At 69.4% G+C, this 15,380-nt stretch carries 17 protein-coding genes; 11 read left to right on the top strand and 6 right to left on the bottom strand.

From position 1 onward, the window contains the following. Nucleotides 1-89 precede the first annotated feature (89 nt). From VKT83_07660 to VKT83_07635, 6 genes are read left to right on the top strand one after another with little or no spacing between them, the layout of a single operon-like run. On the top strand, nucleotides 90-1,679 hold the full coding sequence (locus VKT83_07660) for an ABC transporter substrate-binding protein (GenBank protein ID HLY22330.1): 1,590 nt from the start codon (nucleotides 90-92) through the stop codon (nucleotides 1,677-1,679). Between the two features lie 33 nt (nucleotides 1,680-1,712). Further along, nucleotides 1,713-2,651: an ABC transporter permease gene (locus VKT83_07655; protein ID HLY22329.1), complete on the top strand. Its 939-nt coding sequence runs from the start codon at nucleotides 1,713-1,715 to the stop codon at nucleotides 2,649-2,651. After that, complete coding sequence (locus VKT83_07650; GenBank protein HLY22328.1) at nucleotides 2,651-3,517, top strand: ABC transporter permease; 867 nt, start codon at nucleotides 2,651-2,653, stop codon at nucleotides 3,515-3,517. Before VKT83_07655 ends, VKT83_07650 begins: the two co-directional genes overlap by 1 nt. Before the next feature lie 58 nt (nucleotides 3,518-3,575). After that, nucleotides 3,576-4,334, top strand: a complete 759-nt coding sequence (locus tag VKT83_07645; GenBank protein ID HLY22327.1) for an SDR family oxidoreductase — start codon at nucleotides 3,576-3,578, stop codon at nucleotides 4,332-4,334. Nucleotide 4,335: 1 nt separating this feature from the next. Next, nucleotides 4,336-4,950, top strand: a complete 615-nt coding sequence (locus VKT83_07640; protein HLY22326.1) for an alpha/beta hydrolase — start codon at nucleotides 4,336-4,338, stop codon at nucleotides 4,948-4,950. A gap of 27 nt (nucleotides 4,951-4,977) precedes the next feature. Beyond that, nucleotides 4,978-5,487 carry a RidA family protein gene (locus VKT83_07635; protein ID HLY22325.1) on the top strand — a complete coding sequence of 170 codons (510 nt, stop codon included), beginning with the start codon at nucleotides 4,978-4,980 and terminating at the stop codon, nucleotides 5,485-5,487. Between the two features lie 33 nt (nucleotides 5,488-5,520). On the opposite strand, the gene VKT83_07630 is transcribed toward VKT83_07635, so the two are convergent. Genes VKT83_07630 through VKT83_07620 form a run of 3 tightly spaced genes read right to left on the bottom strand, consistent with a single transcriptional unit; the run spans nucleotide 5,521 to nucleotide 8,001 of the window. Further along, complete coding sequence (locus VKT83_07630) at nucleotides 5,521-6,369, bottom strand: polysaccharide deacetylase (protein HLY22324.1); 849 nt, start codon at nucleotides 6,367-6,369, stop codon at nucleotides 5,521-5,523. 23 nt (nucleotides 6,370-6,392) lie between these two features. Then, on the bottom strand, nucleotides 6,393-7,577 hold the full coding sequence (locus tag VKT83_07625; GenBank protein HLY22323.1) for a M20 family metallopeptidase: 1,185 nt from the start codon (nucleotides 7,575-7,577) through the stop codon (nucleotides 6,393-6,395). A 10-nt stretch (nucleotides 7,578-7,587) separates the two neighbouring features. Beyond that, complete coding sequence (locus VKT83_07620) at nucleotides 7,588-8,001, bottom strand: VOC family protein (protein ID HLY22322.1); 414 nt, start codon at nucleotides 7,999-8,001, stop codon at nucleotides 7,588-7,590. Between the two features lie 196 nt (nucleotides 8,002-8,197). Between VKT83_07620 and VKT83_07615 the strand changes: the two genes are divergently transcribed. The 5 genes from VKT83_07615 to VKT83_07595 all read left to right on the top strand — a co-directional run bounded on the left by VKT83_07615 (nucleotide 8,198) and on the right by VKT83_07595 (nucleotide 13,344). Beyond that, nucleotides 8,198-9,283: an NADH:flavin oxidoreductase/NADH oxidase gene (locus tag VKT83_07615; GenBank protein ID HLY22321.1), complete on the top strand. Its 1,086-nt coding sequence runs from the start codon at nucleotides 8,198-8,200 to the stop codon at nucleotides 9,281-9,283. A 98-nt stretch (nucleotides 9,284-9,381) separates the two neighbouring features. Further along, complete coding sequence (locus VKT83_07610; GenBank protein ID HLY22320.1) at nucleotides 9,382-10,536, top strand: extracellular solute-binding protein; 1,155 nt, start codon at nucleotides 9,382-9,384, stop codon at nucleotides 10,534-10,536. Further along, nucleotides 10,537-11,655, top strand: coding sequence for an ABC transporter ATP-binding protein (locus VKT83_07605; protein ID HLY22319.1), 1,119 nt, complete (start codon nucleotides 10,537-10,539; stop codon nucleotides 11,653-11,655). A 1-nt stretch (nucleotide 11,656) separates the two neighbouring features. Then, nucleotides 11,657-12,541 carry an ABC transporter permease gene (locus VKT83_07600; protein ID HLY22318.1) on the top strand — a complete coding sequence of 295 codons (885 nt, stop codon included), beginning with the start codon at nucleotides 11,657-11,659 and terminating at the stop codon, nucleotides 12,539-12,541. Nucleotides 12,542-12,543: 2 nt separating this feature from the next. Continuing rightward, a complete protein-coding gene (locus tag VKT83_07595; protein HLY22317.1) occupies nucleotides 12,544-13,344 on the top strand; it encodes an ABC transporter permease in 801 nt (266 codons plus the stop codon). On the opposite strand, the gene VKT83_07590 is transcribed toward VKT83_07595, so the two are convergent. Genes VKT83_07590 through VKT83_07580 form a run of 3 tightly spaced genes read right to left on the bottom strand, consistent with a single transcriptional unit; the run spans nucleotide 13,301 to nucleotide 15,243 of the window. After that, entirely contained in the window at nucleotides 13,301-13,957 is a 657-nt protein-coding gene (locus tag VKT83_07590) for an alpha/beta hydrolase (GenBank protein HLY22316.1), read from the bottom strand. The two genes, VKT83_07595 and VKT83_07590, sit on opposite strands and share 44 nt — an antisense overlap. 9 nt (nucleotides 13,958-13,966) lie before the next feature. Then, nucleotides 13,967-14,926, bottom strand: coding sequence for a ring-cleaving dioxygenase (locus tag VKT83_07585; protein ID HLY22315.1), 960 nt, complete (start codon nucleotides 14,924-14,926; stop codon nucleotides 13,967-13,969). Continuing rightward, on the bottom strand, nucleotides 14,923-15,243 hold the full coding sequence (locus VKT83_07580) for a non-heme iron oxygenase ferredoxin subunit (protein ID HLY22314.1): 321 nt from the start codon (nucleotides 15,241-15,243) through the stop codon (nucleotides 14,923-14,925). Before VKT83_07580 ends, VKT83_07585 begins: the two co-directional genes overlap by 4 nt. Nucleotides 15,244-15,380: the final 137 nt, after the last annotated feature.

Here is a 15,380-nt window from a genome sequence, read left to right as displayed (position 1 = left end):
CGGCGGGGCCCCGAAAGGGAGCCTCCGGCGGGCCGCCGAACCTGAGCGGCGCCTTCCAATCCGTACCGAGGTCACCGAGGGGGAGTCTCATGCTTCCGATCAGCCGCTGGCTCGTCTCCGGATGTGTCGCCCTCGCCCTGGCCGCGACGCCCGCGCTCGTGCTCAGCGCGCCCGGCGCGGGTCCGACGTTCACGGTCGCGCGCTCAGAAGAGACGGAAACGCTCGACCCGGAACGCACGACCGCGGTGTCGTCCGCCGAGGTCGACTATCTCCTCTACGACACCCTGACCTCGCAGGACTACGACAACACGGTGAAGCCCGGCCTGGCGGATAAATGGACGGTCTCGCCGGACGGCAAGACGTACACCTTCACGCTCAAGCAGGGCGTCCGCTTTGCGTCGGGCAAACCGTTCACGTCCGCGGACGTGAAGTTTACGCTCGACCGCTGGCGGACGCTCAAGGGCTCGCCGAGCGCCTTCAACATCTCGCCGGTCCAGAGCGTGGACGCCCCGAACCCGCAGACCGTGGTGCTGCATTTGAAGGAGCCGCTGTCGATCCTCCTCGTGAACCTCGCCAGCTACGCGGCGAGCATCGTGAACTCGGACGCGGTCAACAAAGCGGGCGACGACTACGGCACCGGCGTCGGCAAGGTCGACGGCACGGGGCCGTTCCTCCTGCGCGAGTGGGTGCGGAACGACCGCCTTGTCGTCACGCGCAACCCCAACTACAACTGGGGGCCGCCAATCTACCAGAACCGCGGGCCCGCGCACCTCGGCACGGTCGTGATGAAGGTCATCACAGAGGACACGCCGCGCCTCGCGTCCGTCGAGGTCGGCGACGCGCAGTTCGACGCGAACATTCCGGGGCAGGCGCTGGACCGGCTCACCCGCGAGGGCAAGCTGCAGGTCATCCGCTATAGCGATCTCAACACCGCGTTTATCGGCTTCAAGCTGGGGCACAAGCCGCTCGACGATCTGAAGGTGCGCCAGGCGATCAACTACGGCGTCAACCGGCAGGAGATCATCCAGGGCGCGTACTACGGCCTGGCCGAGGAAGCCTTTGGCCCGCTCGCGCCCGGCACGCCGGGATGGTGGAGCGGCGTCAAGAACATCGCCTACCACTACAACCCGAGCACGGCGAAGCGCATGCTCGACGAGGACGGCTGGACGCAGCCGCGCCCGGGCGCCACGCGCGTGAAGAACGGCCAGCCGCTCTCGCTCGTGTTTCTCTGGACGCCGGGCGCGGCCTTCGACTCCGTCGTGCCGCTGGTCCAGGCGGAGCTCGGCGGCATCGGCGTCGGCGTGCGGCCCCAGCAGCTGGAGTGGACGGCGTTCCTCGCCGCGCTCCGGGCCGGGCAGCACGACATGTTCCTCATCAACGTCCGCTACGTCACGGCCGACGTGCTGTCGTTCTACTTCAAGAGCACGCAGCGGCCCGCGCCGAACCGGTTCGACTGGGCCGATCCCGAGACGGACCGGCTGCTCGACATCAGCCGGTCCAGCACGAGCACGGCCGATCAAATGACCGCCTATCAAAAGCTGCAGCAGATCATCGTCTCGAACGCCATCTGGATCCCGCTCGTGCACGAGAAGCGCGTGGTCGTGGCGTCGAAGCGTCTCGTCGTGCCGAAGATGCACGCGAACGTCCTCTACAAGATGCTCGATCTCGATCTGAAGTAGCGGTTCCGGACTCAGGCCCTCCCGGAGGCGGCGATGGCCTCGTACATCGCGGGGCGCCTCGTACAGGCGGTGCCCGTGCTGCTGGGCGTGTCCGTGCTGGTCTTCCTGATCCTGCACCTCACGCCCGGCAACCCGGCGCTGGTGGTGGCCGGCCCCGACGCGCCGCCGTCCGTGGTGCGCGACATCGAGCGCACCCTCGGCCTGGACCAGCCCCTGTACGTGCAGTACGGCCGCTACCTCGCGCGGATGGCCCGCGGCGATCTTGGCCGGTCGATCCGCTCCCGCGAGCCCGTGCTGGGGCGCCTCATCGACACGCTCCCGGTGACCCTCGGGCTTGCGACGGTGGGTGTCGTGTGGACCACGCTGGTGAGCGTGCCGATGGGCATCTTGGCGGCGTACCGCCGGAACTCGCTCCTCGATCTCTCCACGATCTTCGCCGTGCTGGCGGGCAACGCGATGCCGGTCTTCGCGATCGGCCTCATTCTCCTGTGGGTGTTCGCGATCAATTTACGCTGGTTTCCGCTGACCGGCTACGAATCGCTGCGGACCCCGGAGGGGTGGCGGCACATCGCCCTGCCGGCGATCACGGTGAGCAGCGGGGTGATCCCGCTCCTGACACGCCTGACGCGATCGTCGATGCTCGAGGTGCTTCACCAAGACTACGTGCGCAGCGCACGCGCGAAGGGCGTGCGCGAGACCGCGGTGATCGTCCGGCACGCGTTCCGCAACGCGCTGCTGCCGGTGATCACGATTATCGGGCTGCAGTTCGGCGGCCTGCTCACCGGCGCGTTTATCACCGAGTCGATCTTTTCGCTGCCGGGCATGGGCCGGCTCGTCGTGCAGGCGATCCTCGGGCGCGACTTCCCGGTCGTGCAGGGGGGCGTGCTGCTGTTCGCGGTGACCTTCGTCGTCACGAACATCCTCGTCGACGTCGGGTACGCCGCGGCCGATCCCAGGATCAGGTACGGTTGATGGCGGCGGGCGCCGCCATCCCCTCGCCGCGGACGCGCAAGACCACGCTGTGGCGCCGGCTCGGCAAGTCGTGGCAGGTGCGCATCGGCGGGGCGATCGTGGCGCTGCTCGTGCTCACGGTGGGGGCCGCGCCGTTCCTCGCCGTCGCGGATCCGACCCAACCGGACGTCCTGGCCCGCTTCGCGGGGCCGTCGCACGCGCATCCGTTCGGCACGGACAATCTCGGGCGGGACATCTTCAGCCAGATCGTCTACGGCAGCCGCATCTCCCTCAGCATCGGCCTCATCTCCGTCGGTATCGGGGCCGCGTTCGGAATCACGCTCGGCCTGCTCGCCGGGTTCTACCGGCGCCTGGACAATGCGATCATGCGCGTGATCGACGTCCTGCTGGCGTTCCCGGGACTGCTGCTCGCGATCGCGATCGTCGGGGCGCTCGGGCCGAGCCTCCAGAACGCGATGATCGCCGTCGGCATCGCGACCATCCCCGGATTCGTCCGCATCGTCCGGAGCGCCGTGCTGCGCGTGCGCTCCAACGAGTACGTCGACGCGGCGCGGGCCGTCGGGGTGCGGGACGCCCGCCTGCTCATGCGGTACGTGCTGCCGAACGTCTCGTCCGAGATCATCGTCACGGCCACGCTCGGCATGGCGTCGGCGATCCTGTTCGCGGCGGCGCTCTCGTTCCTCGGCCTGGGCGCCCAGCCGCCTACGCCGGAATGGGGCGCGATGGTCCTCGTCGCCCGCAACTACCTGGACGTCGCGCCGCACCAGGCGTTCTTTCCGATCGCGGCCATCTTCGTCACGATTCTGGGCTTCAACTTTCTTGGGGACGGTCTGCGGGACGCGCTCGATCCACGGCTCTACCGGTAGTCCGGCGGGACGAGGGGGCCGGCCGAGCAGCCGGCGCCGAATCGATGGGAGGCATGGCATGGACGAGATTCGTCTTGACGGCAAAGTGGCGGTCGTGACGGGCGGCGGGCACGGGATCGGCCGCGGTATCGCGGAGCGGCTCGCGCAAGCGGGCGCGGATCTGGTCATCGCCGGCCGGAAGCCGGACGCGCTGGACGCGGCGCACACCGCGATCGAACGGCTGGGCCGGCGGTGCGTTACCGTGACGGCGGACGTGCGCGACGACGGAGCCGGGCGGCGGATCGCCGATCGCGCGGTGTCCGCCTTCGGACGCCTCGACGTCCTCGTCAACAACGCCGGGATCAACCACCGCACGCCGACGCTGGAGGTGACCGAGGCCGAGTGGGACGAGGTGGTCGACACGAACTTGAAAGGGGTGTTCTTCTGCGCGCAGGCCGCGGCGCGGGTCATGCTGGCGGCCGGCGGCGGCTCCATCGTCAACGTCGGCTCGACGATGAGCTTCGTCGCCCTGCCGAACCGCGCGACCTACTGCGCGAGCAAGGGCGGCGTGGCCACCCTCACCAAACAGCTCGCCATGGAGTGGGCCCCGCGCGGGATCCGCGTCAACGCCGTGGCGCCGACGTTCGTCGAGACGGAGATGACGGCGGAAGTGCTGCGGGACCCCGCCACCCGCGCGCAGGTGATCGGCCGCATCCCGATGGGGCGCGTCCTCGACGTCGACGAGGTCGCCCGAACGGTCCTGTACCTGGCGTCACCGGCCGCCTCTGGCATCACCGGGATCATCCTGCCGGTCGACGGAGGATATCTCGCGCACTGACATGGAGCACCGGGTCCTCTTCCTCCCGGGCGCGCGCGGCGATCGGCGTTTTTGGCGCCCGGTCGCCGGCCTGCTGCCGCCGCGGTACGAGCGGGTGTTCGTGGAGTGGCCCGGGCACGGATCCGTCCCGGCGGATCCGCGCGTCTCCCTGTTCGATCACCTCGTGGCGCTCGTCACGGACCAGATGGACCGGCCGGTCGACCTGATCGCGCAATCGATGGGCGGAGCGGTGGCGATCCGCGCGGCCCTGGACCGGCCGGCGATGGTCCGCCACATCGTCCTCTCGGCCGCTTCGGGCGGCGTCGACCTGTCGCGGTTCAGCACCGAAGACTGGCGCACGCCGTACAGGCGGGAGTATCCTCACGCCGCCGGGTCGGCGGTGCTCCTGGACCACCGGGACGATCTCAGCGAGCGCATCCGGACGATCACCGCGCCGACACTCCTCTTGTGGGGGGACAGCGATCCGATCAGTCCGGTTGCCGTCGGGGAGTATCTCGCGAGCCTGCTGCCGCGATCGAAACTGATCGTCGTCCCCGGAGGCTCACACGGCTTCGCGGAAGAACAACCCGAGGTGGTCGCCCCCTACATCGCGAGCCACCTTGCGCTCGAAGTGTAGCCACGTCTCAACGCACGGAGGCCCGTCATGGCACGGACCAAGAGGAGCAGCCCGAGACGGAGCGCGGCGAGGCGCGGGGGACAGGCCGAGCGCAACCTCGCCAAAATGGGCCTCACGCTGCCGCCCGCGCCGACGGCGGTGGCCAATTACGTCGGAGCGGTCGTCGCCGGGAAGCTTGTCTTCGTCTCCGGCCACGGTCCGGTCCAAAACGGGGAGCTGATTTACCGGGGCAAATTGGGCCGCGAGTTCACCACGGCCCAGGGTCAAGAGGCCGCGCGCCTCGTCATGCTGAACTGCCTCGCCACGCTGAAGGCGGCGATCGGCAGCCTCGACCGCGTGCGCCGCGTGGTCAAGCTCCTCGGCATGGTCAACGGTACCCCCGAGTTCACGGAACAGCCGCAAGTCATCAACGGCGCGTCCGACCTGCTCGTGGCGGTCTTCGGCGACCGCGGCCGGCATGCGCGCTCCGCGGTGGGCATGGGGTCGCTGCCGTTCAACATCGCGGTCGAGATCGAGATGATCGTGGAGATCCGCTGAGCGGAGGGGACCAACTCGGCCGGCACGACAGCGCTAGGGGCGCGTTGTGCCCTTCGCCGGATCGACCGCTCGCGACTCCTGTTTGGCTGCCCACGCAGCGATCTCGGCGACCGTCGCGAACCAGACGCCCGGCACGTTCCGCATGTGCTGGATCAGCTGCTCGAGCCCGAGCAACCGTCCGGCGCGGCCCGAGATCCACGGATGCATCGTCAGGATGAAGCACCCGTTCTCTCGCCGCATCCCGTCGAACTCCTGCGCCCACATGCGGATGACGCGGTCGGGATCCGAGATCTGGTTGCTCGCCCCGTAGACGTGGCGGTACATCGGCGCGTCGTCGAGCAGCCACTGCACCGGCACCTCGACGAGCGGTCCCGACGGCGTCGTCAGATGGTACGGAATGTCGTCCCCCATCAGCGAGCTGTCGTAGACGAAGCCGCGGGACTTGAGGAGCGCCGGCGTGCCGGCGTTGAGCTCCCACGACGGCGACCGGTACCCGGTCGGTCGCAGGTCGAGACAGGATTTCCAGATATCGAGCTGCGCTTCGAGGACCCGCGCCTCTTCGTCGCCGCTCAGGGTATCGAGCGATTCGTGCACGTTGCCGTGGGCGGCCAGTTCGTGGCCGGCGTCGCGGATCGGCCGGATGGCCGCCGTATGGTGCGCGATCGTCCAGCCCGGCACATAGAACGTGCCGCGGAGTCCGTACCGCTCGAGCAGCCGCAGGATCCGTTCGACGCCGGTGCGCACCCCGAACCGGCGCTCCTCGTTGGCGGCGAGCGAGCGCGCCGCCCGCTCCGGCTCCCGGAAGATCAGCGCGGACTCGGCGTCGACGTCGAACGTTAGCGCGACCGCGCAGTCGTGCCCGTCCGGCCATCGGTATCGCATCGCTGCCTCCCCGCCGGGACGGTTTACGCGCCCGGCACCGTCGCCTTGAACTCGTCCCACATCGCTTTGACCTGATCCGGCTGGTACAGCACGTCGAGCGCCGTCATGGCGAGTCCCTTCGCGGCGGCCAGCATGGTATCGTAGCCCCGCGGGGAGCCCGCGGCCTCGCGGAATTCCACGGTGTGCCCGGAGACATCGTCGGCGATCTTAAGATACGGGTGGATGGTGGGACAGACCATGCTGACGTTCCCGATGTCCGACGATCCCACGCCGCCCTCGCTCGGCGGCCGCTCGCCTTCGATCCCGAGACGGCCCATGTTGCCGGCGAAGAGATCCGCGAGGGCCTGGTTGTTGTAGCGCTCCGCGTACAGGAGGCCCATCTCGAACTCGACGCGCGCGCCGGTCTGGGCCGCGGCCCCCTCGGCGCACCGCTTGACCTTGGCCATCACGTCCGCCTGCGTCGCGCGGGTCGCCGCGCGGACGAGAAAGTCGCCCTCTGCGTAGGCGGGCACCACGTTCGGGGCGTCGCCGCCCTTCGTGATGATGCCGTGGATCCGCACGTCGCTCGGCACGTGCTGCCGCAGCGAGTCGATCGCGTGGTAGGTGAGGAGCAGCGCGTTGAGCGCGTTGATGCCCTTCTCGGGCATCGCGGCCGCGTGCGCCGGCCTGCCGTAAAACTTCACGAGCACCGACTGCGCGGCGAGCGCGCCCCGCGTCCACCAGTTGTTGCGCGACGGGTGGAACATCATCGCCGCGTCGACCCCTTCGAACGCCCCCTGCTCGACCATGACGACCTTGCCGCCCACCGTCTCCTCGGCCGGCGTGCCGAGCACGGTCAGCGTGCCGGGCAGCTTGGGCACCGCGCGGCGCAGCGCCACCGCGGCGCCGACGCTCGCCATGCAGATCAGGTTGTGGCCGCACGCGTGTCCGAGGCCGGCCAGCGCGTCGTACTCCGCGAGCAGCGCCACGTGCGGGTGCGCCCCGCTTCCGCGCGCCTCGGCCCGGAACGCCGTCTCCATGCCGGCGATCGGGCGCTCGACCGAGAAGCCCGTCTCGCGCAGCAGGGCACCGACCCACTCCGCGGCCTGGCGCTCCTGCATGCCGAGCTCCGGGTTCTCGTGAATCCGCCGGCTGAGCGCGACGAACTCGCCGCGCGCGGCGTCGATCTCCTTACAGACGCGCTCTTTGAGCGCGTTCAGGTCGTCCATGGATTCACCTCTACGCGCGCTGAATGAACTGGTAGGAGACGCCGCCGGTCGTCTCCGCGACCGTCCGGATGATGAGACGGTCGCCGACTTTGCGGGGCTCCGGCTCCATCGTCTTCACGCCGAGCGGGGCGAGCGTCTTCAGCGCCTCCGCGATGCTGCTCACCTCGACCGCGATGTGCTCGATCCGCGCCCGGTGGCCGCCCTCACCGAGCTGCTTCCGGCGCGCCTCCGGATCGTCGAGCTGGATCACCTCGACGTCCACGCCGGACACGCCGTAGAACGCGGCCCTGAGCTTGGTCTCGGCGATGTTGATCTCCCGCGTCACGGGCAACCCGAAGACCTCGCCGAGCCACTTCTTCTGTTCGCCAAGGTCGGCGACGATCACGCCGATGTGGTCGATGCGCTTAAAGAGCGGAGCCACCATTCCCACCTCCGTCGCGGTATCCGCCGTGCGGTACGTAATGACTACCCCCGCGAATCGCGGGAGACCTGCGCCGGCAACCACGTCATCAAAGCCGGCCCGGACGGTTTGGGAAGAGCGCCGTGCCATGTTACGTTATTGTAGGCGGCACCGCCGCGGGCGGGGCGCTCAGGTTCGGCACAAAGGGGGAGGCTCGCCGATGACCGCACCGCCACCGCATCTCTTCCGGCCGCTGCCGATCCGCGGCGTGACGCTCCGCAATCGCCTCGTCGTCTCGCCGATGTGCCAGTACTCGTGCGAGGCGCGGGACGGCCTGGCTACCGACTGGCATCTCGTGCACCTCGTCAGCCGCGCGGTGGGCGGCGCCGGCCTCGTCTTCACCGAGGCAGCCGCCGTCAGCCCGGACGGCCGCATCTCTCCACAAGATCTCGGCTTCTGGTCGAACGCGCACGCCGGCGCGCTCGAGCGCGCTGTGGCCCTGATCAAGGCCAACGGCGCCGCGGCGGGCATCCAACTGGCGCACGCCGGACGGAAGGCGAGCACGCGCCGGCCGTGGGAGGGTATTGCGGGCATCCCGGATGCCGACGGCGGATGGACGCCGATCGCGCCGAGCCCGATCGCGTTCAACGAGACGTACCGGGAGCCGCGGGAGATGAGCGCCGTGGACATCGCGGCCGTCGTTCGCGCGTTCGCCGGCGCGGCGGCGCGGGCGCTCCGGAGCGGGTTCGACGTGATCGAGATCCACGCGGCCCACGGGTATCTGCTCCACGAATTCCTCTCGCCGCTGTCGAACCGGCGGACGGACCGCTACGGCGGCGCATTTGAAAACCGCATTCGTCTACTGCTCGAGACGGTGGACGGCGTACGCGCGGAGTGGCCGCGGGACAAGCCCCTCTCCGTCCGCCTGTCGTGCACCGACTGGGTGCCCGGCGGATGGGACATCGACGATACGGTCCAGGTGTCGGCGGAGCTCGCCCGCCGCGGAGTCGACGTCGTCGACACGTCGAGCGGCGGCCTGTCGACGGCGCAGGAGATCCCGCTCGGCCCCGGCTATCACGTGCCGTTCGCCGAGCGCATCCGCCGCGAGGCCGGCATCATGACGATGGCCGTGGGACTGATCACGACGGCCGAGCAAGCCGAGGCGATTCTCGCCGAAGGACGCGCCGACTTAATCGCGATGGCGCGGGAGTTCCTGCGCGATCCGTACTTCCCGATGCGCGCGGCAAAGGCGCTCGGCCACCCCGACGCGGCGCCCTGGCCGGTGCAGTACGTACGCGCGAAATAGCCCCGCGGCGCGGCTGGAGGAAGGCCTCCCGAGAGGGTGGAACCCTTGGCCTTGCCTGCGTCGTACCCACCGAGTGAGGTCACACCAGGAGGGCCACGATGAGCGTCGGTAAGTTGCTGCGCAGCCCCGCCGTCCGCGCGGCGGTATCGGGTTGGCTGGACGGGACGGTCACGAGACGTGAGTTGTTCCGCGGACTGGGCGCGCTCGGCATCGGCGCGGCCGCCTCCTCGGCGGTCATCGGCGCGTTCGGCGAATCGGCGATGGTCGCCGCGGCGCAGTCCTTCAAGGGACAGACGCTCGTCGTCACCAGCTACGGCGGGACCTGGCAGCAGTTCATGGAAGACGAGCACATTCCCGCGTTCGAGGCGCTGACGGGCGCCAAAGTCGAACTGGCGATCGGCCTGGCGAAGGACTGGTTTGCCAAGATGCGCGCCGCCGGCAAGAACAATCCGCCGTACGACGTCTTTGTCACCAACGAAACGTACCTCGCGCAGCTGCGTCTCGAGGGTTTTTTTGCGCCGCTGCCGGCCGACAAGGTCCCGAACCTCCAGTTCGTGCCGAAGGAATTGCGCCAGCCCAAGGACGTCGGCGTGCTCGGGCTCGTCGGGCCGCTCGGCATCGCCTACCGCACCGACCAGGTGAAGAACCCGCCGTCGTCGTGGCTGGACCTCGGCAAGTACGGCAACAAGACCTGCTTCTTCCAGATCGGCAACTCCGGCGAGCCGCAGCACGTGATGAAGCTGGCGCAGACCCTGACCAGGGACTACAAGAACTGGAAGCCCGCGATCGACTGGATCGCGAAGAACATGTGCGCCGCCCGGCAGGTCGACTTCAGCGGCACCGAATTGAACATGATGACCCAGGGCGAGGTCAACGTCGGCCTCATCGACTCCCCGGACTGGGCGCTCATGAAGGCGAAGGGCCTGCCGGTCGCGTGGGTGCTGCCGAAGGAAGGCTACTGCGGCATGTTCGAGCAGGACATGAACGTGACCGTCGGCAGCAAGGTCACGGATCTCGGCCAGGCCTTCATCAATTACTGGCTGAGCCCGCCGATCCAGCAGAAGTGGGCCGAGAAATTCTACTGGACGCCGGCCAACCCCCACGTCAAGATCTCGGCGGGCGTCGCGCCGCTCATCCCGGTGACGCAGGACCAGTTGGGCAAGATCCCGCGCTGGGACTACGTCTGGCTCAACACCTCCGGCGCCCGCGACCAGATGACCGACGCCTGGAACCGCCAGGTGCACAGCTGCTGATTGGCTGAGATCAGGCTCCGCGGCCTGACGAAGCGCTTCGGCGAGGTCCTCGCCGTTTCGGAATTCACGCTCGAGGCGGCGTCCGGCGAGCTCGTCGCGCTGCTCGGACCGTCGGGCTGCGGCAAGACGACCACGCTGCGGATGGTCGCGGGGTTCGAGACGCCGACGGCCGGCCGGATCACGCTCGGCGAGCGCGACGTGACGGAGGTCGCACCGGAGCGGCGGAACTGCGGCATGGTCTTCCAGCACTACGCGCTGTTTCCGCATCTCACGGCCGCCCAAAATGCCGCGTTCGGCCTCGAGATGCGCCAAGTGCCCCGGGCGGAGATCGCGCGGCGGGTCGCGGCCATCCTCGAGCGCGTCGGCCTCGGAGGGCTCGGCGGCCGGTTCCCCCGCCAGCTGTCCGGGGGCCAGCAGCAGCGGACGGCGCTCGCGCGCGCGCTCGTGATCAATCCGAGCGTGCTGCTGCTCGACGAACCGCTGGCCAACCTGGACGCGAAGCTCCGCGAAGAGATGCGGTTCTATATCAAGTCGCTGCAGCGGGAGTTCGGCATCACCACGCTCTACGTCACCCACGACCAGGCCGAGGCCCTCGTGCTCGCCGACCGCGTGGCGGTGATGATGGACGGGATGCTGCGGCAGTTCGACGTCCCGGAGGAGATCTACCACCGGCCCCGCTCCGCGGCGGTCGCCGCCTTCATCGGCCTCACGAACCTGCTCCCGGGACGCGTCGCGTCACGTTCGGGAGAGGCGCTCGTCGTCGAGACGCCAGCCGGTCCCCTGCGCGGCCGGGGCGTCACCGGCCTGGCGCCGGGCGCGCGGACGGTCGTGAGCGTCCGGCCCGAGCACATCGACCTCGACGGTGATGCGGCGGGTGCGCCCGAACCGGCCGGGAGGTTGAACCGCCTTCGCGGCGTCGTCGCCGAGCGCACCTTTCTCGGTGCGGTCACGGACTTTCGGGTCGACGTCGGCGGCGGCCTCGTGATGAGGGTGCAGGGCCGAGGCGCGGCCCACCGGGCTGGCGACCGCGTCGCGATTTCGTTCGCGGAGGACGCCGCCTGGGCCGTGCCCGCGGACGACGGTCTCCAGGCGGCTGATCGGCCGGCGGGAGCGCGGTAGCGTGGCGGCGCTCGCGCGCGGGGAGATCGCCGCCGGGCGGGCGCCGGCGCGGGATGCGGCGCGCCACCTCCTGGTCGCGCCGGTCGCGGTGCTGCTGTTCGGCTTCTTCGTGCTGCCGTATTGCAATCTGCTCGTCATCAGCCTGATGACGCCCAGTCCGACCGCCGCCTACCTCCGCATCTTCACGCTGAGCAATTACGGGCGCATCGTCGGCGACGGGTTCACGTGGGGCGTGATCCTGCACACGCTGCAAATTGGGGTGCTGACGACCGTCGTCGCCCTCGCCGTCTCCTACCCGCTCGCCTACCATCTGGCCCGCGCGCCGCGGGCGCGGAAGGGCTTCCTCATGGCGCTTGTCATCTCGCCGCTGCTCGTGGGGGTGCTGATCCGGACCTACGGCTGGATGATTCTGCTGCAAGATACCGGCTTGATCAACCAGGCGCTGGGATCGCTCGGCCTGCGCGCGCTGCCGCTCATGTACAACGATCTCGGTGTCATGGTCGGGCTGGTGCACGTCTTCATCCCGTTCATGGTGCTCGCAATCGCGGGGCCGATCCGCGCGATCGACCCGGAGCTCGAGCTCGCGGCGCGCTCGCTCGGCGCCGGCTTCTGGCGCACCTTCTGGCGGGTGACGTTCCCGCTGAGCGTGCCGGGTGTCGTCGCGGGGACGATCCTCGTCTTCGTCCTGACGATCAGCTCCTATGTCATCCCGTCGCTGCTCGGCGGCTTCAAGGTGCTGACGGTGCCGATTCTCGTGATCCGGACGATCACCGAGCTGTTCAACTGGCCCGGCGGCAGCGCGTTCGCGATCCTGTTCTTCGCGATCACGATCGCGGCGCTCTGGGCCTACCTCCGCGCGCTCGGACGCGCGGCACATCCCGCCTAGCGATGGTCAACGCGGGCGAACGGCGGTGGCTCGCGCTCGCGGCGGTCGTGCTGTACGTGTTCTTGCTCGCGCCGGTCGTGATCGTCGTGATCGCCGCCCTCAACTCCGGCACGTATCTGCGCTTTCCGCCGGAGGGCGTGTCGCTGCGGTGGTTCCAGGCGTTCGCGCACAGCCGCACGATGGTGCGCTCGTTCAAGTTCAGCGTCGAACTGGCCGCGATCGTCACGGCGATCGCGACGGTCATCGGGACCACGGCGAGCCTGTGGCTGGTGCGCTTTTCGGGACGGTTCCGGACGGTGATGCGTCTCCTGATGATCGCGCCGATCGCCGTCCCCGGCATCCTGACCGGCATCGCGCTCCTGATTTACTTCTACGCGATCGGCTGGGGCAAGTCGGGCGGGCTGTGGGAGCTCGTCGTCGGCCACACGCTCATCTGCATCCCGTACGTCGTGCTGATCGTGAGCGCCGTCCTGGTGCGCTTCGACCGCAGCCTCGAGGAAGCGGCGCGCAATCTCGGCGCGGGACCGCTGGCCGCCTTTCGCCGGGTCACGCTGCCGCTGATCAAGGGCGCGGTGATCTCGGGCGCGATCTTCGCGTTCGTGACGAGCTACGACGAGTTCAACATCTCGCTGCTGCTGCACGGCATCGGCACGGTGCCGCTGCCGATCGAGCTGTTCGACTACCTGCGGTTTTCGTTCGACCCGACCCTCGCGGTCGCCGGCACGATCAGCATCGCGATGGCGGTGTTGGTGGTGCTGATCACGGAGCGGCTCGTCGGTCTCGAGGCACTGTACCTCGGCTGATCCGGTCGTTCAGCCAGGCGCGGGCCGCGGCCACGTCGCCTTCGGTCAACTCATGTCCGGCGGGCTCGACGTGCACGGTCACCTCCGCCCCCGCGTCCTCGAGGAGGACGGCAAGCTGCCGCGTCTGCCCGTAGGGGACGATCGGGTCCTGCCGCCCGGCGGCGATGAAGACGGGGACCCCGGCAAGGGGCGGGCGCGACTCAGGGACGAGCGGCACCATCGCCCGGAAGAGAATCGCGCCCCGCAGCACGTCCGGATGCAGCAGGAGCAGGCCCGCCGCGATGTTGGCGCCGTTGGAGTAGCCGGCGCCGATCACCGCCGCGGGATCGAATCCGTACTCGGCCGACGCGGCGCGCACGAACTCCGCCAACTCGCGGGTGCGCTCGATCAGATCCGGCACATCGAAGACGCCCTCCGCGAGACGCCGGAAGAACCGCGGCATCCCGCGCTCGAGGACCTTCCCCCGCGGACTCAGGAGCGCGGCGCCGGGCGCCAGCGCCGCCCCGAGCGGGAGCAGATCGCTCTCGTCGCCGCCGGTTCCGTGCAGAAGCAGGAGCACCGGACCGCCGGGCGTCCGCCCCGGCACAAAGCGGTGCACGAACTCGATGGACATCGCGGCTTCCTATTCTCTGCGGTCGGGCAGACGAAGCGGCGGAAGCCGGGCTTCGAGCGCCTCGCGGCGTGGCTCGAGCCACGGCGGCAGCCGCAGCGCGGCGCCGAGAGCCTCGGGCGGCTCGTCCACCGTGAACCCGGGCGGATCGGTCGCGATTTCGAACAGCACCCCGCCGGGCTCGTGGTAATAGATCGACCGGAAATACTGACGGTCGCGGACCGGCGTCACGTTGACGCCGGCCTCGAGCAGCCGCCGCCGCCACGACTCCTGCGCGTCGTCCGACGCGGCCCGCCAGGCGACGTGGTGCACCGTCCCGACCGCGACCCGTCCCGGCGACGCGTCCGGCGCGGTGACGACGTCCACGTACGCGGCCGATCCGCCGCCGTCCGCGGTGTACCGCCGGCGGTGTCCGACCGTCCGCGCGAATTGAAAGCCCATGACCTCGGTCAGCGTCCGTTCCGTGCCGGTGTGCTCGTGCTCGAGCAGAGCGACGCTGTGGAACCCGCGGATCGCCTGCGCGACCGGGACCGAAGCACCCGCCCACGGTGAGCCGATGGACTGCCGGGAATCCGCCACGAGCTCGAGGGCGAGGCCGTCCGGATCCGAAAATTCGAGGACGGACTCGCCGAACGGCGACTCCACCGCCTCGAACCGAATGCCGCGCATCCTGAAGCGTTCTTCCCAAAACGCGAGCGCGTCGGGGGGGACGGAAAAGGACACCACCGTCGCCTGGCCGGCGCCGCGGTGGCCGCGGGGCGCGCCGGGCCACGGGAAAAACGTGAGAATCGTGCCCGGGTGCCCGATCTCGTCTCCGAAGTACAGATGATAGGTGCCCGGGTCGTCAAAGTTGACCGTCCGCTTGACCAGATGCAGGCCCAGCGTCCCCGCATAGAAGTCGACGTTCTGCTGCGGGTCGCCGGCGATCGCAGTAACGTGGTGAATACCGTTCAGGCGCCCGCCTGCCGTCATGAAGCGGCGTCGCCGAGCACGACGAACACATCGTCTCCCCGGACCCGCACCGGGTAGGTGGCCACCGGCGTGCGGGCGGGACCCCCGACGACCTGACCCGACGTGACGTCAAACGTGCTGCCGTGCCAGGGACACGTGACGATGCTGCCGTCGAGACTGCCTTCTCCTAAGGGTCCGCCCCTATGCGTGCACGCGTTGGCGATCGCGTAAAAGGTCCCGCCGACGTTGAAGAGGGCAATCGCGGTTCCCTGCGCGTCAACAACCGTACCCGTGCCCGGAGCCACCCCGCCAACCTGGGCTACTTTGACCTCCGCCATGTGAGCCTCCCACATCCTGACGTCGAGACGCCACCCGTCGCGCCACCCTAGCATGCCACGGCGCACGCCCGGCGAGAAGCGCCCGGCACAGGGGCGGCAGATTGTGTGGCGGAATCCTAACGGTGACCAATCCGGTG

It is taken from the genome of bacterium, from assembly GCA_035308905.1.
Taxonomy (GTDB): Bacteria; Sysuimicrobiota; Sysuimicrobiia; order Sysuimicrobiales; family Segetimicrobiaceae; genus DASSJF01.
The sequence above is the reverse complement of the archived record's forward strand: the minus strand, read 5'-3'. Positions and strand labels throughout refer to the sequence as shown.